This window comes from Brevibacillus ginsengisoli, assembly GCF_050113715.1.
In the GTDB taxonomy this organism is placed as follows: domain Bacteria; phylum Bacillota; class Bacilli; order Brevibacillales; family Brevibacillaceae; genus Brevibacillus_H; species Brevibacillus_H ginsengisoli.
Genome location: NZ_JBNJQR010000002.1, coordinates 367,836 through 383,918, shown reverse-complemented (window position 1 = coordinate 383,918; position 16,083 = coordinate 367,836). Strand labels below are relative to the sequence as shown.

The 16,083-nt window shown below is 40.2% G+C and carries 16 protein-coding genes; 14 read left to right on the top strand and 2 right to left on the bottom strand.

Features of this window, described 5'->3' with window-relative positions; translation table 11 throughout:
• Positions 1 to 15: 15 nt before the first annotated feature.
• From menB to ACQCN2_RS05400, 8 genes are read left to right on the top strand one after another with little or no spacing between them, the layout of a single operon-like run.
• Positions 16 to 813, top strand: a complete 798-nt coding sequence (gene menB, locus ACQCN2_RS05435) for a 1,4-dihydroxy-2-naphthoyl-CoA synthase (protein ID WP_426927875.1) — start codon at positions 16 to 18, stop codon at positions 811 to 813.
• Positions 814 to 847: 34 nt separating this feature from the next.
• Positions 848 to 2,497: an AMP-binding protein gene (locus tag ACQCN2_RS05430; RefSeq protein ID WP_426927874.1), complete on the top strand. Its 1,650-nt coding sequence runs from the start codon at positions 848 to 850 to the stop codon at positions 2,495 to 2,497.
• 30 nt (positions 2,498 to 2,527) lie between these two features.
• Positions 2,528 to 3,274, top strand: coding sequence for an SDR family NAD(P)-dependent oxidoreductase (locus ACQCN2_RS05425; RefSeq protein ID WP_426927873.1), 747 nt, complete (start codon positions 2,528 to 2,530; stop codon positions 3,272 to 3,274).
• A 48-nt stretch (positions 3,275 to 3,322) separates the two neighbouring features.
• A complete protein-coding gene (locus tag ACQCN2_RS05420; protein WP_426927872.1) occupies positions 3,323 to 4,516 on the top strand; it encodes a thiolase family protein in 1,194 nt (397 codons plus the stop codon).
• Positions 4,517 to 4,535: 19 nt separating this feature from the next.
• The gene (locus ACQCN2_RS05415) at positions 4,536 to 5,387 is read left to right on the top strand and encodes a 3-hydroxyacyl-CoA dehydrogenase (RefSeq protein WP_426927871.1); all 852 of its coding nucleotides are present in this window, start codon (positions 4,536 to 4,538) and stop codon (positions 5,385 to 5,387) included.
• Between the two features lie 18 nt (positions 5,388 to 5,405).
• A complete protein-coding gene (locus tag ACQCN2_RS05410; protein WP_426927870.1) occupies positions 5,406 to 6,560 on the top strand; it encodes an acyl-CoA dehydrogenase family protein in 1,155 nt (384 codons plus the stop codon).
• 42 nt (positions 6,561 to 6,602) lie between these two features.
• The gene (locus tag ACQCN2_RS05405; protein WP_426927869.1) at positions 6,603 to 7,379 is read left to right on the top strand and encodes an enoyl-CoA hydratase/isomerase family protein; all 777 of its coding nucleotides are present in this window, start codon (positions 6,603 to 6,605) and stop codon (positions 7,377 to 7,379) included.
• Positions 7,380 to 7,399: 20 nt separating this feature from the next.
• Positions 7,400 to 8,149, top strand: a complete 750-nt coding sequence (locus ACQCN2_RS05400; protein WP_426927868.1) for an SDR family NAD(P)-dependent oxidoreductase — start codon at positions 7,400 to 7,402, stop codon at positions 8,147 to 8,149.
• Between the two features lie 171 nt (positions 8,150 to 8,320).
• Here the strand turns inward: ACQCN2_RS05400 and pdxR are convergent, their stop codons facing one another.
• The gene (pdxR, locus tag ACQCN2_RS05395; RefSeq protein WP_426928179.1) at positions 8,321 to 9,712 is read right to left on the bottom strand and encodes a MocR-like pyridoxine biosynthesis transcription factor PdxR; all 1,392 of its coding nucleotides are present in this window, start codon (positions 9,710 to 9,712) and stop codon (positions 8,321 to 8,323) included.
• A gap of 110 nt (positions 9,713 to 9,822) precedes the next feature.
• On the opposite strand from pdxR, the gene ACQCN2_RS05390 reads away from it, so the two are divergent.
• Together ACQCN2_RS05390 and ACQCN2_RS05385 are read left to right on the top strand one after the other, a co-directional pair.
• Positions 9,823 to 10,728 carry a DMT family transporter gene (locus ACQCN2_RS05390; protein WP_426927867.1) on the top strand — a complete coding sequence of 302 codons (906 nt, stop codon included), beginning with the start codon at positions 9,823 to 9,825 and terminating at the stop codon, positions 10,726 to 10,728.
• Positions 10,729 to 11,054: 326 nt separating this feature from the next.
• Positions 11,055 to 11,765, top strand: coding sequence for an alpha/beta hydrolase (locus ACQCN2_RS05385; RefSeq protein WP_426927866.1), 711 nt, complete (start codon positions 11,055 to 11,057; stop codon positions 11,763 to 11,765).
• Between the two features lie 361 nt (positions 11,766 to 12,126).
• Here the strand turns inward: ACQCN2_RS05385 and ACQCN2_RS05380 are convergent, their stop codons facing one another.
• Positions 12,127 to 12,621, bottom strand: a complete 495-nt coding sequence (locus ACQCN2_RS05380; protein WP_426927865.1) for a hypothetical protein — start codon at positions 12,619 to 12,621, stop codon at positions 12,127 to 12,129.
• 568 nt (positions 12,622 to 13,189) lie between these two features.
• On the opposite strand from ACQCN2_RS05380, the gene ACQCN2_RS05375 reads away from it, so the two are divergent.
• The 4 genes from ACQCN2_RS05375 to ACQCN2_RS05360 all read left to right on the top strand — a co-directional run bounded on the left by ACQCN2_RS05375 (position 13,190) and on the right by ACQCN2_RS05360 (position 15,733).
• On the top strand, positions 13,190 to 13,540 hold the full coding sequence (locus ACQCN2_RS05375) for a hypothetical protein (protein WP_426927864.1): 351 nt from the start codon (positions 13,190 to 13,192) through the stop codon (positions 13,538 to 13,540).
• Between the two features lie 94 nt (positions 13,541 to 13,634).
• On the top strand, positions 13,635 to 13,787 hold the full coding sequence (locus ACQCN2_RS05370) for a DUF5071 domain-containing protein (RefSeq protein WP_426927863.1): 153 nt from the start codon (positions 13,635 to 13,637) through the stop codon (positions 13,785 to 13,787).
• 324 nt (positions 13,788 to 14,111) lie between these two features.
• Positions 14,112 to 15,083 (top strand): DUF6946 family protein, encoded by a 972-nt coding sequence (locus tag ACQCN2_RS05365; protein ID WP_426927862.1) that lies wholly within the window; start codon positions 14,112 to 14,114, stop codon positions 15,081 to 15,083.
• An 83-nt stretch (positions 15,084 to 15,166) separates the two neighbouring features.
• On the top strand, positions 15,167 to 15,733 hold the full coding sequence (locus ACQCN2_RS05360) for an SLOG family protein (protein ID WP_426927861.1): 567 nt from the start codon (positions 15,167 to 15,169) through the stop codon (positions 15,731 to 15,733).
• Positions 15,734 to 16,083 lie beyond the last annotated feature (350 nt).

Here is a 16,083-nt window from a genome sequence, read left to right as displayed (position 1 = left end):
TTGGAGGTTGGCAAGATGGAATTAACGGACGTCATTTATCAAAAAGTGAATGGAATAGCAAAAGTCATCATCAACCGCCACGAAGTTTACAATGCGTTTCGGGCGCAAACGGTCCAAGAGTTAATTTGGTGTTTTAGAGATTCCTGGGATGATAATCGGATTGGAGCGGTCATATTAACAGGAGCGGGAGAGAAGGCATTTTGTACGGGTGGCGACCAGAAACAAAAAGGAGATAGCGGATACGATGGCTCGGGAGGTTTAGGCGGTGGAATCGGGTTAGAAGTGGAAGCGCTTCACCATGTCATCCGTAATATTCCGAAGCCTGTGATAGCCGCCGTGAACGGTTATGCGATTGGAGGAGGTCATGTTCTTCATGTGATTTGTGATTTAACCATTGCCTCTGAGAATGCCATTTTCGGTCAAAGCGGTCCAAAGGTAGGCAGCTACGATGCAGGCTTTGGTTCTGCATATCTGGCCAGAATTGTTGGAGAAAAAAAGGCGAGAGAAATATGGTATCTGTGTGAGAAGTACTCTGCCCAGGAAGCAAAAGAAATGGGCTTGGTCAATAAAATTGTTCCTCAAGGGGAACTGATGGCAGCCGCAGAAGAGTGGGCGTCAACGATTATCGAAAAGAGTCCAACAGCCCTTAAGATGTTGAAATATTCGTTCAATGCAGATTCAGCTACTATTGCGGGGATTTCGCAGTTAGCCATGGCAAGTTTAGCGATGTTTTACAAAACAGATGAATCTGCGGAAGGAAGAAACGCTTTTATTGAAAAAAGGGCGGTAGACTTCAAGAGGTTCAGGCAATAAAAATGGGTGGACCATCAGTATAAGGGGGGAAGAAATGATGAATCTGGAAACGATTCTGACGGAGGAATATATCAAGGAGTATCAATCAGTGTGGCCAAACAAAACGATCCTGGATTATTTAAAGGAAGCCATCGCAAAAGCCCCCGATAAAGTTGCGCTGATTGATAAAAAGAGCAGGTATACCTACAGAGAGCTTGGAAAGCTGGTAGACCGCGTTGCACTTGGACTTCTTGAAATCGGTTTGAGAAAGGGAGATGTTATCTCTTTTCAACTTCCGAATTGGAACGAATTCGTGATCTTGCATTTTGCGGTAACACGAATTGGAGCCATCAGTAACCCGTTAGTGCCGATTTATCGGGACAAAGAGATTGGATTTATGGTCAAGATGACTGAATCCAAAATGATTGTGGTCCCTGAAGAGTTCCGCGGATTTCATTATCCAGAAATGATCGAGAGACTTTTGCCGCAGTGGCCATCGATGAAGCATGTTTATGTCCTTGGCAACCATGTGCCTGCCGGAATGAAATCTTTTTCTGAGCTTATAGAAGAGCCATGGGAAGAACGAAAAGACCCGGCAGAACTCGATCAATTCGCTTTTGACCCTAATGAAGTGACTGAAATCATTTTTACTTCTGGAACCACAGGGGAGCCAAAAGGAGTCATGCATACTCATAATACCGTGACCATGGCTTCAATGAATTGGATCGATCATTTGAAGTTAACACCCCATGATGTTATTTTCATGGCTTCCACATTTGCCCATCAGACTGGTTTTCTTTACGGTGTCCGCCTGCCAATTATGTACGCTGGAAGTGCAGTTTATCAGGATATTTGGAACCCGAAGGAATTTGTTGAATGGATTGAAAAAGAAAAAATCACTTTAACCGTAGGTGCCACACCTTTTTTACAGGATACGCTGCAAGTGGAAGGAATCGAGGAGTTTGATTTAAGCTCATTGCGTTACTTTATTGCTGTGGGAGCACCCATTCCGCGAACTCTTGTGAAACAAGCAACGCAAAAGCTGCCCTGCGGAATCCTAACGGGCTGGGGCCAAACAGAAAATGGAATGGTTACAGCAACCCTGGCCAATGATCTTGAAGAAAAGGTGACCAACACTGATGGAGCGCCCTTACCAGGGATGAAAATCAAGGTAGTGGACCCAGCAGGAAACACGAATCCTCCGAATGTAGAAGGAAGCTTGCTCTGCAAAGGTCCAACATTGTTTGTGGGGTATTTAAAGCGTTTAGAGCATACCAAATTGGAGTTTGACGATGGCTGGTTTATTACAGGGGACAGAGCGATGATGGATGAAGATGGATACATTCGGATTACAGGACGCAACAAAGATATCATCATTCGCGGTGGCGAGAACATTCCGGTGGCCTATGTCGAGAATGTTTTATATGAACATCCGGATATTTTTAATGTCCAAATCATCGCTATGCCGGACCCTCGCCTACAGGAAAAAGCCTGTGCATGTATTAGCATGAAGCCGGGTAAGGTTCCGTTAACAATGGATGCGATGACCGAGTATATGGAATCAAAAGGCGTTGCGAAGCAATATTGGCCAGAACATATTGAAATCATTGACGATTTCCCCAAAACACCAAGTGGAAAAATTCAAAAATATCGTCTGCGCGAAATGATCATCGAAAAAATTTCCAACAACGAAAAGACAACCTGACAAGTTGAAAAGAAATGGAGTGGATGCAGAATGGAACAACGTATTGCGTTTATCACAGGGGCAGGCAGCGGCATCGGCCGAGAGATTGCCATAACACTCGCTTCCCGATCTATGAAAGTGATTGTTGCAGATATTAATAGAGACAATGCCGAAGAAACCGTTTCCCTCATAAAAGAAGCGGGTAAGGAAGCTGTTGCTGTATTGTGTGATGTTACGGATTTAGCGAGTGTAAAAAAAGCTGTGACCGATTCATTAAATCTTTTTGGAAAAATAGATGTATTGATTAACAATGCGGGCTGGGACAAGGTGGAACCTTTTTTAAAGAGTGAGCCAGATACATGGAAAAAAATCGTCGATATCAACTTGCTTGGTCAAGTTTATACATGCAGAGAGATTTTGCCTATTATGATCGAGAAAGGTTATGGAAAGATCGTCAATATCGCTTCAGACGCGGGGAGGGTTGGATCAAGCGGTGAAGCAGTCTACTCGGCAGCTAAAGGAGGGGTCATTGCTTTTACCAAAACCATAGCGAGAGAAATGGCCCGCTATAAAATTAACGTCAATTGTGTGGCTCCAGGTCCAAGTGACACCCCACTTTTCCGAGAAATTGGTTCCTATAATGAAGGGCTTGCAAGTGCTTTAGAAAAAGCCATTCCGTTTAGACGATTGGCACAGCCAAAAGATGTTGCCGGAGCAGTCGCCTACTTCGTATCAGATGAAGCGCAATACGTAACGGGTCAAACCCTTTCCGTCAGCGGCGGTTTGACAATGGTTTAGGAGGACTTTTGTTCACGCTGTTCCAATGATCCGGATAGGAGGGAGAGCATGAGAACGGTATATATCGTGGAAGCTGTTCGTACGGCTATTGGCAGAATGGGAGAGAGCCTGAGAACCGTTCCAGTTGATTTTCTGGCGGCAAAAGTAATCGAAGACATTGTCAATCGTACGCAAATCGACAAAACTGCTATTGATGAAGTCATAATGGGTCATACAAAACAAAGCGCTGATGCACCTAATTTGGCACGGTTGGCATTATTGCGGGCAGGTCTGCCAGTTGAAGTTCCTGGATATACGATCCAAAGGCAATGCGGTTCAGGCTTACAATCCATTAACAATGCGACCCAGCAAATCATGAGTGGATATGCAGACGTGGTGATAGCCGGTGGCGCTGAGTCCATGAGCACAGCTCCTTTTTACATGAGAGATGCTCGGTACGGAACTGGAACTGGTAATACCTTGCTTTTAGACCCGAACACCGAAAGCCAATCTAGATCCCAACCTATTGAAGAATACGGTACATTAACCATGGGCTATACGGCTGAAATATTAGCCGAACAATATGGTATTTCGCGACAGGAACAGGATGAATTTGCGTTACGAAGTCAGGAATTGGCACTACAGTCAATAAGAGAGGATCGTTTCAAACACCAGATTGTTCCATATGAAGTACAAACCAGAGAAGGAACAAGGCTATTTGCTGTAGATGAACATCCAAGAATGACAACGATCGAGAAGCTTGGTGCGCTTCGCCCAGTTTTTAAAGAGAAGGGCACGGTCACGGCTGGCAATAGCAGTGGGCGCAATGACGGAGCCTCTGTTGTCTTATTGATGTCTGAGGATGCTTTACACAAATACGGATTAGAGCCCAAAGCCAAAATAATCTCTCAAGCCGTTTCGGGCGTTTCACCGGAAATTATGGGGATTGGGCCTGTATCATCAACCCAAAAAGCATTAGCAAGAGCTGACTTAACGCTTGGTCAAATTGGCTTAATTGAATTAAATGAAGCATTCGCAGCACAGGCCCTGTCTGTTCTTAAAAGGCTAGATGTTGATTTGGCAAAAGTCAATGTCAATGGAGGGGCTATTGCACTTGGACATCCGCTTGGAGCAACTGGGACGATTCTCACAACCAAACTGATCCACGAAATGGAGCGAAGTGGCGAACGCTACGGATTGGTAACGCTTTGTATCGGAGGAGGGCAAGGAATCACAACAGTCTACGAAAATTGCAACGCATAAGAAAGGGAGAGAACATGACATGGTCAACCACATTGCTGTCATAGGCGGCGGCATCATGGGCAGAGAAATCGCTTATACCGCGGCGTTGTCCGGTTTTCAGGTGACACTCCAAGATATTTCTGATGTAGCCCTAGCGAAGGCTAGTCAATCCATCGAAACGCTAGCGGATAAACAGCTTCAGAACCACTATATTAATGAAATACAACGGGATTTGGTGAGAAATAACCTTTCATATACGGATACTCTTCAGGAAGCGGTTACGCATGCCGACTTGGTCATCGAAGCGGTGTTGGAAATCATCGAACTAAAAGTCGAAATATTTAAACAACTGGATATGTATGCTCCCTCTCATGCTATTTTGGCAACGAATACCTCGACGATGAGCCCTACTGAAATAGGAGCTTCAACCAAGAGACCTGGTCAAGTACTTGCCATGCATTTCTTTAATCCAGTGCATCGGATGAAGTTGGTTGAGATCATTCGTGGGCTGGATACATCCAATGAGACGGTTGAAGTGGTTAAGAAAGTATCAGAAAAAATGGGGAAAGAAACCGTTGAAGTGAATGAGTTTCCTGGCTTTGTTACAAGTCGCATGAATTGCTTGATTGGAAATGAAGCGATGAACATGCTGATGGAAGGGGTCGCTTCCGCTGAAGATATTGATAAAGCGTTGAAGCTCGGACTTAATCATCCCATGGGTCCTCTTGAGCTTGCTGATTTAATCGGGTTAGATACCCGTTTACGTAACATGGAGTATTTATATCATAGTTTAGGAGAGAAATATCGTCCTTCTCCTATTTTGGTGAAATATGTAAAAGCAGGTCGGCTTGGCAGAAAATCGGGTCGGGGTATTTACACCTATGATGATTGAGAGAGGAGAGGAAAGCATATGGATTTTGGTTTGTCTGATGAGATTCTGTCTTTAAAACACGGTATTCGCGAATTCATCGATCATGAAGTTGAACCGTACGCAATGGAGATTGAGGAAAAGGATGAAATTCCCAAGAAAATCATGGAAATGTCCAAAGAAATGGGGTTGTTTGGGCTTAGCATACCGGAAGAATACGGCGGCTTGGGGATTGGAATGGTAGGGAAGTGTGCAGCCTCTGAAGAACTGGGTCGTACCCATAATGGATATACAACCGTGATTTGTGGTCATATCGGAATCGGTTCCGTCGGTATTGTGGAGATGGGGAACGAAGAACAAAAACGCAAATATCTACCTGATATGGCTTCGGGGAATCGATTGGGAGCTTTCGCGTTAACAGAACCCAGTGCTGGATCCAATGCGTCTAATCTGAAAACCACTGCAGTAAAGAAAGGCGATAAATATATCCTGAACGGAAGCAAGCATTACATTACCAACGCCTTTATCGCGGATGTTTTTACGGTTATGGCCGTAACCGATCCAACCAAAGGCGCTAAGGGAATCACATCATTTATTGTGGAGAAGAATTCCCCAGGTTTTAAAGTAGGCAAAAAGGAAAAAAAGATGGGTCTTCACGGATCACATTCTGCGGAGCTTTTCTTTGAAGATTGTGAAGTTCCTGTTGAAAATGTATTAGGAGCAGAAGGGCAAGGCTACGTTAACGCTTTAAAAATTCTGGCTAACGGACGTGCTGGAATGGCGGCGCGAAATCTAGGTTCTTGTGACAAATTGTTAGAAATGTCGCTCGATTATGCGCATATGCGTGTTCAATTTGGCAAACCCATTTTTGAACAACAAATTATCCAGCATTATCTGGCTGAGATGGCAATGGAAACAGAGGCTCTTCGTTCGATGGTATACCGAGTGGCGTGGATGGTTGACCAAAACAAGAAGGTAATAAAAGAAGCCGCGATGGTAAAGCTGCTGGGGTCAGAAACGTACAACCGAATAGCTGACAAAGCAGTACAGATTCATGGAGGTCTCGGCTACATATCTGAATATCCAATCGAACGCTTTTACCGTGATGCACGTATCACGAGAATTTACGAGGGTACCTCAGAAATACAAAAAAATATTATTGCTTCCCAGCTTCATGAAAAATACAAATCATCATGATCAAGCTTGCTAGATAGCCGTATGGAGTAGAAAGGAGCGAATATGATACACAACAATATATTGGTTGAAAAAGAAGGTGCCATGGGGATTATTAAAATCAATCGTCCCAATGTTAGAAATGCGCTGGATAGAGACACAGTCGCAGAAATGAGACAACGTTTTCATGAACTGGAAAATGATGAAACCGTACGAGTAATTGTCTTTACAGGAGCAGGGAATAAGTCGTTTGCAGCGGGTGCAGATATTAATCAGGTAGCAAATTACCAACCGTTTGATGCTCTGTCTTCCGTTATGGCAAGCTTTTACCAGGAAATCGAAAATTGCCACAAGGTAACCATTGCCGCTGTAAACGGATATGCTCTTGGCGGGGGCTGTGAACTCGCCATGGCGTGTGATATTCGAATCGCGTCAGAGAATGCCAAATTTGGACTACCTGAACTGAATCTGGCGGTTATTCCGGGTGCAGGCGGAACCCAACGACTCACGAGATTGATTGGCAAAAGCCGAGCGTTAAATTTGATATTAACAGGCGATTTTTTATCTGCCAACGAAGCGAAAGAAATTGGTCTCGTTTCCTCCGTTGTCCCTCTTGAGGAATTGTGGAGCGCGGTTAAAGAAAAAGTAAACAAAATCTTATCCAAAGGACCGCTGGCGGTTCGGTTAGCCAAGCTTGCAATAAGTTGCGGCGGGGAAACTGATATAAATACAGGGTTAATGATAGAAAGATTGGCACAGGCGGTCCTTTATTGCTCATCTGATAAACAGGAAGGAACGTCAGCATTTCTCGAAAAACGTCCTGCTTCTTTTATCGGAAAATAGGAAAATGAGAGGGAAACGGAATGGATCTGAACATAGAAGGAAAAACCGTCCTTATTACAGGAGCGGCTAAAGGAATCGGCAGGGGAATCGCGCTTGCGGCAGCCAGCCAAGGTGCGCATATTGCTCTTCATTATCAAAACTCTGAGTTAGAAGCACGTGAAACGGCCAAGTTAATTGAAAAATCTGGCGGAACAGCAGTATTGATAAAAGGTGATCTCACTTCTATAGAAGATGTTGAAAACATGAAAATCGATATTAAGCAAAAACTAGGAAGCGTTAATGGTATTGTCAATAATGCAGGCTGGGTACAAAATAAATCGTTTTTTGACTATAAACCGGAGGAGTGGAAACGGGAGGTTGACGTTTGTTTTTATGGTGTCCTTCATCTAGCCTATACTTTTTTACCGGAAATGATGGAGAAAACGCAAGGGAAGTTTATCAACATTGTCGGTGACTCAGCGCGAACGGGGGATCGAAATTTAATTATTTCGGGTGCCGCCAGAAACGGTGCCATCAGCTTTCTCAAATCGTTGGCGAAGGAAGTTGGCAGGAAAAACATTCAATGCAACACCGTTTCTTTGGGGCTCATCGACAAGGGACTAAACTATGATACAGCAACAATCGAAAAGATCATTCAGCAATACCCGCTTAAACGGCTGGGGAAAGTGGACGATGTGGTTGGGATCATTCTCTTTTTGTTATCATCGTGGTCAGATTGGATGACAGGACAAGTCATTTCCGTCAATGGTGGGCACAGCATGCTTGGGTGACAGAAATTCAAGCAGATCAGGACGGCATCTTTTATAAGGGGCGTAAATCGTCCCTTTTTTTATGTTTATCCGATTGATAAATTTTTTACGTTATCGCATATTGGGGTCCGTGAAGGATCTGTTGAAAAGATTTCCCATTATTGAACGCAACTTTTTTGGTTTCCAATTGTATTACAACCAAATTTTTGCTAGTTGAGAAACTCCTTTTATTATCTTTTCTTCACATAAATTACCCAATCCAAGTTGAATATGTGGATATTGTGGTATATATTTTGAGAAATATTTTGAGCAAGGATAAACTACAATTCCGTGTTCATATGCCCTTTCAATTAGCTTTTTTTCACTCATTTTGGTTTTAACTTCAATAATAACGAAAATTCCGGAGCTACCACCTTTTATTTCAACATAATTCTTAAAGTGTTTTAGTAATTCCCTATTCAATAGATTCATTTTACGTTTATACAAAGCTTTCATCTTCCTTAAGTGCGAGTACCAATATCCTTCATTCATAAAGGTCGCCAGTGTTCTCTGATGAATAGATGAGGATGTTTGCTCAAGCAAAGGGAGAATCTTTTTATATTCACTTACTAGCCTCCTGGGTAAAACCATATAACTGACACGGATAGAAGGTAGCAGTGCTTTTGAAAAGGTTCCCAAATAAACCACCCGATCATTAGAATCTAAACTTTGAAGAGACGGTACAGGTTGATGGATGTATCGAAATTCACTATCGTAATCATCCTCGATAATATATCCTTCCACCCTTTTTGCCCATTGGATTAACTTTAATCTTTCATTGACGGGGATAGTTACTCCATATGGAAAGTGGTGAGTAGGAGTGACATATAAAAGTCTAGAAGGAGACTTTAAAAGGCGATCGACTAGGATGCCATGTTCTTTTACCGGGATCGGATCAATGATAAATGACTGAAGAGCAAATAGTTCCCTTGCCACATTATATCCAGGGTCTTCTACTGCCAGATAATGATAGTCTTGCTTTAGCAACAGCGACAAAAGTAATAACAAGTGTTGTGTGCTACTGCCAATAATAATCTGTTCAGCAGAAGTATTAACCCCTCTCGATTGAAACAAGTAATCTGCTAGTACCTTTCTTAATTGAATATCGCCTTGTTTTTCTCCGTATGAAAACATGCTAGAGTCTTTAACGATTTTGTTTGTAAGCATTCTCCATTTTTTCAAAGGGAAGTTCTCTTGATCCACTGTCCCAATCTTAAAGTCAATAGTTTTTATATCAGTTTGATTTTTTTCATGATGCTGTTCTCTAATGGGTTCATAATTAAGCGTCTCATCCAATGTAGTTGCTTCTACAAAAAATCCCTTTTTGTTCTCACTTCGAATATATCCTTCCGATTGCAATTGTTCATAGGCTACCTGAGTTGTGTTTCTGCTGACCTCTAATTGAAGTGCAAGTTGTCTAATTGATGGCAATTTTGTATTCTTTTCTAATTTACCAGATAGAATCTGAGTACGTATGTATTGATAAACTTGTTGATACATTGGAGCATTACTTTTTCGATTGATATTAAATATTAGTTCATTCATCATCGAAATACCTCTTCTGTCATTTGTGTTTATTGTAAACTGTACCTTTTAGAAATGACAGAATAAATGAATAATGAATACAGAAAAAATTTTGATCTGGGAGATACCTTATGACAATATTTATGTACATATTTTGTTTGATAGTATGGGGACTCAACTTTATAGCAGTAAAAATTCAAGGAACTCCTGTCAGCTTGGAATTATCCTTAACGTATCGTTTAGTTATGACAGCCTTTTTATTTTTGATTCTTGTTTGGTTCCTTCAACCAAGAGGGAAGCCAACAAGAAAAGATATCCCATTTGTAATAGTTTTTGGTGTATGTAACTTTGCATTAAGCTACTTATGCCTTTATTACGCCACAATTTTGAGTTCTGCAGCAATCGTAACATTGGTTTTTTCATTAAAGGTGATTTTGACCCCGATTACTCTCCGGATTTTTTTAAAAGAAAAATTACATTCACGCGTTTTGTTTGGGGGGATTTTGGGTGTATTAGGCGTATGTATTCTCATCTATCCGAATTTGAACAACTTTCAAGGGTCCAATGACATCAAAGGAATTATGGTTGCGATCTTAGGTACGATTCTTACAGCAGTAGGTGATGCCAGCTCAGCACGAAATGCAAGTCGCAAGGTGAATCCTATCTACGCGAATGCCATTGGATTTACGGTGGGCAGTCTATTGATGGGAGTACTTGTATTATTTCAAGGACAAGAATTTATATTTCCAACATCGTTTTCATACTTATCTGGGTTACTATATTTAACTCTGGTTGCTTCATTTGCAGCATGGTTATTCTATTTGAAGCTTGTAGAAAAAATTGGAGGAGCTCAAAGTGGCTATATGGTTGCACTTTTCCCGGTAATTGGAGGAATAGCCTCAGTTTTAATCGGTGAGTCAGATCCATCATGGTATTTGTTTGCTGGTTGCTTTTCTAGCTGTATTGGCGCAGCCATCGCATTAGGGTTTGGAACTCGGAAGCAAAATGCGAAAATCCTTCTAAAAAGAGCTAATTAAGAAGGAATAAGTCTTGTGAACTTGAAAATAGAGCTCATTTATTTGGTTTTCAGGTTGTTGACCAAGAATGCTTGAACACTATAACAAATGGAATATAGACTATAGGGGTCACCATACATTACTATCAACCTAAGAGGAATTTATATCCATAATGCAGGATATGGATCAATGGGAATTCTTGAAGCAGCTACTGATGAGCAGATTAGAAGACAATTTGAAGTGGATGTATTTGGTTTGATCAACATGACGAAGGCAGGATGACGTAGGAGATGAACAGTATAATTAGGGATGACGAATTATTTGTATTTCATGGAGGATAAATTGTAATGATGAAAATTAATTTTAAAATAGAAAATATTCCAGCGATTTTGTGGGGTGACAAATCAGATAAGTTATTTGTGGTGGTGCATGGTAACATGTCAAACAAGGCAGATGAATCAATTATTGTATTTGCAGAAGAAGCAACAGCAGTAGGTTATCAGGTGCTTAGTTTTGATTTACCTCAACATGGTGATCGTAAGGATGATACTTATCTTTGCAAAGTTCAAAACTGTGTCCAAGACCTTCATACAATTATGACCTATGCAAAATCGTTATCAAATAATATAAGCATTTTTGCTTGTAGCATGGGAGCGTATTTTAGTCTATTAGAATTTAGCCATGAGCCGTTGAAGCAGTGCTTGTTTCTCTCTCCTGTGGTAAATATGGAACGTATCATAAATAATATGATGACATGGTTTAACGTAAGTGAGAGTAGACTAAAAATAGAGAAAGAAATTTCTACACCTATTGGACAAACTCTCTATTGGGATTACTACTGTTATGTGAAAGAAAATCCTATTGTTGCTTGGAATAATCCAACTTCAATTCTCTATGGTTCAGAAGATAACTTATGTGAGTTTGACGTTGTATCTGAATTTAATAAACGTTTTAACTGTAATTTGCAAGTAATGGAGAATGGAGAACACTATTTCCATACTGAGGAACAGTTGCAGTATTTCAGACAATGGCTGAAAAAACATATATACGTTAAATGATAATAATTACTTTTCCCCGGATTGTTTGGAATGGTAATGGAAATCAAGGAATATCAAGATATCCACCTCTTTTTTCAAAAGAGGCTCAATTAGGGATTGGAAACTGCTCAAAGAAAACTATCCCAATAAAGGAACTATGGGATCTAAACAACCATTTTGATGGCAACTTCAAGTATAAATAATAGCACTTATGCAGTAGCCTGTTAAAGAATACTTGAATATGTCGCCGTCGTTGTAAACATGATCCATAGGAGTAATATTCATAAACCTCCTAATAATTAGGTTAGAGATGCCTACTATATTTTTGAGTTCCTATTAAAAATAAATGGGATGGTGTCAATTATCCATCCCATTTATTTTTCTAAAACTCGCACAATACAATTATTTTATATGGAGTGGTTTGGGCGGGAATACTTCTTGTTGTTGGACCATAGACAACAATTAAATTTCTATTTGCTGGGTTGTCAGTAAACGCTTGATTGTTGGGCAGTAAAATCTGAGTGTAATTACTAATATTAAGCTTTAATTGCCCATCACTACTTATCAATTGATTGTCGAAATAATCTACCTTCACATTTTGATAGGGTGTATCTTTAGCCATAACAATTGCTCGAAATTGTGGTGGGAAAATAAAGGGTGCAGCTGCATTTCCATCATAAAACCCGGTGACCCTATCTCCTAATTTTACCGTCACATGATCTACAAAGTAAGTGTTGGGAGCCACTACAAAATTTACTTGATTCCCATATTCGTTTTGTACGGACATTAATTTGTAGCATCCTGATTTGTCATTTACCGTTATATTGAAATCACTAATCATAGTTACCGTGCCGTTGAAAGGTAAAAAATTAGGCATTTCTAATCCTCCGTGGGTCTCAATAATAATACCTAAAAAACCTGTTTAAATTAGTTTTATGATTAAAGTCTAGAGAGTGTTACAAAAACTGAGCGTAGGCTAAACCCGTTCAAGTACTTGCTTTACTTGTTCGAGCAACTCCCACATCTTCCTGATCTGAAATATCCAGAAGTGCTGGACAGCATGCTTCCATGGTCATCGTCTCAACCACTGACTTGCCGCATGTTCAAATCATAAATACAGCATTAAAGAAGCTCTCAACTTTTTTCAAGGTGGGGGCTGTTTGACGCTAACTGCAGGAAAGTCTTTTGAGGTGACGGGAAAAGTTGGACACTGATAACAAAAAATGTGAAAAAATAAATCTAAATTAACTGAGCTTTAATATAACCCTTTCACGGTCTCAACACATTAGAATAGGGAACATTTATGTTGTAGAGGGAAGGTTATGGAAACCATAACAATCAACGGTGTTCAGGTTACCAACGATAATACGCTACTGCCTAATCCGAATGAGGTTAAGAATCATTCGGTTTCCATAATATCGTTTAGTAAATAAGAGGTGATTCAAATGACTCTAATCCCTTTAAAGATTCCAATGGGCTTTGCTGTCTGTTATAACAAATTTTCAGATGTAGAGCCGATTCTAAGTAAAAACGGTGATGATTTTATCGAGAACGGGAAATATTTCACTGAGGATATTTTGCAAATCGTAAAAATGGAGATTGAAGATGGGCAATGGGGGATTCCACGAAAAAATAAAGTAATCCTTGATGTGGGATGTTATCCGGATTCAAGCATACTGGGTCAATACAAGTTGGTCCTCGTCAATGAACATTGGGAAGTATTGAGAGAGATGTGTTCAAAGAATCGGTTTGAGATAAGGGACACATTAGAAGAGTGGATGAATAATCTCATATGAATGCTGAAGGACGTTATGATTGAAGGAATGTGGGAGACGAGGAATGTAGATGAGTTTGATCCTTTTTCTAATACGAAGGTAACGTTACTTTCGAATGGAACTAAAAATGAATTGGCCGGGCGCTATGACGATTGCGAAACGGTTAGTTCAACTGGGTGATCCGGTAAGTAAGCACCTGAAGGAATACGTATTGGGTAAGGATGAACATTGGGTCTATTGGCTTTTATATTTCATAGTGGATGAGTAGCAACTGAACTCGTAATCAAACTAAAAGATGAGTTACAAGAATTATCTAGACGAGTATTTGCTGATGATGATGTAAGACTTGAAGCAATGAAAATCTTAGAGAAACATCAATTGATTTAGTCTCCTATACGTTTTATCACGCAATCGTTTTACAATTCATATACCACGTACCTCCATTCAACGAATGAAGGCATTGTCCTGATTAACTTTCCAAAACAAAGCATAAGCTATATAGTTTTTAGTTCCGATAAGCGCCACTATCGGAACTCTTCTATACTCAAAAATCGCTAGAAAAAAATAACCTCAGAAGAACGGTGTTGATTTAATGCTAAGTTTTATTGAAAAAAGAGCCATTATACTTTCGTTTCCAGAATTAATTGAGATACAAGATAGTGAAGGTCGTGTAAACTACGAATACATTGAATCAAAGAAAAGGAGAAAAGTAATAGCTAGGGAATTTCATCCATCTGGGAATGGATATGTATACTCAGATACTACTCATTTATACGATGTAGATGAGAGAGGATGGGTGCAAATTAAAGACTTTACTGAAAAAGAACTCAGACTCATTATTATGAGAGCAATCGTTTCTCTGTCAGAAGAGGCAGAAAACTTTTCGAATAGCCTAATTTTTCGTCCGATAAAGTATGCTGAAGAATGGCGTTCATTTTTAACAGATCCTGATAAACAATGGAAATCTGGCTATTCTGCAAAAGAATTGGCCTATTCATGGCAAAATAGTATAAATTATTTACCATCGGAAATTCAGGAGTGTATGAACTCTTCATGTTTAGAACCATTTCAGGATTTACAAGTATTACAAGCTATACCTGAATACAAGGTACCACTTCCTGGTGGTAGTAGACCATCTCAAAATGATTTATTTGTTTTGGCAAAGGGTAGACAAGGATTGGTCAGTATTATGGTCGAAGGGAAAGTGTCCGAGCCATTTGGGCCATCACTTGCTGAATGGGATATAAATGGTAGCAAAGGAAAGAATGAGAGATTTCAATATATTAAGGAGACGCTCAATATCACAAAAGAAATAGACTCTTCTTTACGCTACCAATTGTTTCATCGAGCAGCTTCTGCAGTAATTGAGGCCAAAAAATATGGAGCTAAAAATGCCTTAATGCTGGTTCATTCTTTTAGTGATAATAATGACTGGTTTGATGACTACGAGGCCTTTATTTACTTGTTTAATCTATCTGGCAAAATCAATCAGATTATTGGCTACCATCAGATAAATGACGTCAATTTATATTTTGGTTGGATAAAAGGTGAAAGTAGGAAGTAGTTTCACAACATAGGCTGGTAATTATCTCATACTAGCAAGGAAAGTCTTCCATTAGAGCATCTTTTAAACTTAGAGGTGGCAACATGTTAAAACGTTTATTTGTTTCAGGATACAAAGCTCACGAGCTTGGCATATTTAATGAAAAAAATCCTGGGTTAGCAATTATTAAGAAAGCACTGAAGCGTGAACTCGAAAGATTCCTTGAGGAAGAATTGGAATGGGTTATCATATCAGGTCAACTCGGGGTAGAAATGTGGGCAGCCGAAACTGTTCTGGAATTAAAAAAGGAGTATCCACATCTAAAACTTGCGGTAATTACTCCCTTTTTGAATCAAGAGGAAAAATGGAAAGAAGAGACTCAGGATTACTACCGAAATATTGTGATGCAAGCCGACTATATCAATAGTGTCTATCAAGCACCTTACCAGGGAGTTTGGCAGCTTGGAGAGAAAGACAAATTCTTGCTCTCCAATTCAGACGGTATCTTATTAGTTTACGATGAAGAAAACGAAGGCTCCCCGAAATTTTTAAGTAAGCTCGCCGCAAAGAAAGCGGATATGGGCGAGTATCAGTTATTTCGAATTAACGCATATGACTTACAGACCATTGCAGAAGAACAGCAACAAGAATTATACAATGACTATTTCTAAACAAAGAAACCAGCTATGATAAGCTAGTTGCTATGACCCCTCATGGGAAGGAAAATGGATAAGCGTGTAGGCGAAAAGAAATAACTGAACCAACGAGAAATACGCACATTAAACTATTTTTCAATGAAATTGTTCGTGTTTACTAGCTCAACTTCCCTCTGAGTGAGAAAAATCACGGGGGTTTTACTTTTGGGATTGATAAGCATCTTGCGTAAATCCGAATGATCGAGTGTTTGATCAGATCGGCTTTTTTGCCCGTGAAGTGCTTAATATGCGGGCCATTCAGATGAAAATAAGTCGGCCACCGGGAAAAAAACTGGCGGCTGTTGAATTAAGACGTCAGCAAGCGG

Coding starts and splice junctions, on each gene's coding strand:
- ACQCN2_RS05380 (WP_426927865.1), bottom strand. CDS start 12,621: ATGCCTAATTTTTTACCTTTCAACGGCACGGTAACTATGATTAGTGAT.
- ACQCN2_RS05400 (WP_426927868.1), top strand. CDS start 7,400: ATGGATCTGAACATAGAAGGAAAAACCGTCCTTATTACAGGAGCGGCT.
- ACQCN2_RS05385 (WP_426927866.1), top strand. CDS start 11,055: ATGATGAAAATTAATTTTAAAATAGAAAATATTCCAGCGATTTTGTGG.
- ACQCN2_RS05405 (WP_426927869.1), top strand. CDS start 6,603: ATGATACACAACAATATATTGGTTGAAAAAGAAGGTGCCATGGGGATT.
- ACQCN2_RS05370 (WP_426927863.1), top strand. CDS start 13,635: ATGGAACTAAAAATGAATTGGCCGGGCGCTATGACGATTGCGAAACGG.
- ACQCN2_RS05375 (WP_426927864.1), top strand. CDS start 13,190: ATGACTCTAATCCCTTTAAAGATTCCAATGGGCTTTGCTGTCTGTTAT.
- ACQCN2_RS05420 (WP_426927872.1), top strand. CDS start 3,323: ATGAGAACGGTATATATCGTGGAAGCTGTTCGTACGGCTATTGGCAGA.
- ACQCN2_RS05410 (WP_426927870.1), top strand. CDS start 5,406: ATGGATTTTGGTTTGTCTGATGAGATTCTGTCTTTAAAACACGGTATT.
- ACQCN2_RS05415 (WP_426927871.1), top strand. CDS start 4,536: ATGGTCAACCACATTGCTGTCATAGGCGGCGGCATCATGGGCAGAGAA.
- ACQCN2_RS05360 (WP_426927861.1), top strand. CDS start 15,167: ATGTTAAAACGTTTATTTGTTTCAGGATACAAAGCTCACGAGCTTGGC.
- menB (WP_426927875.1), top strand. CDS start 16: ATGGAATTAACGGACGTCATTTATCAAAAAGTGAATGGAATAGCAAAA.
- ACQCN2_RS05430 (WP_426927874.1), top strand. CDS start 848: ATGATGAATCTGGAAACGATTCTGACGGAGGAATATATCAAGGAGTAT.
- pdxR (WP_426928179.1), bottom strand. CDS start 9,712: ATGAATGAACTAATATTTAATATCAATCGAAAAAGTAATGCTCCAATG.
- ACQCN2_RS05425 (WP_426927873.1), top strand. CDS start 2,528: ATGGAACAACGTATTGCGTTTATCACAGGGGCAGGCAGCGGCATCGGC.
- ACQCN2_RS05390 (WP_426927867.1), top strand. CDS start 9,823: ATGACAATATTTATGTACATATTTTGTTTGATAGTATGGGGACTCAAC.
- ACQCN2_RS05365 (WP_426927862.1), top strand. CDS start 14,112: ATGCTAAGTTTTATTGAAAAAAGAGCCATTATACTTTCGTTTCCAGAA.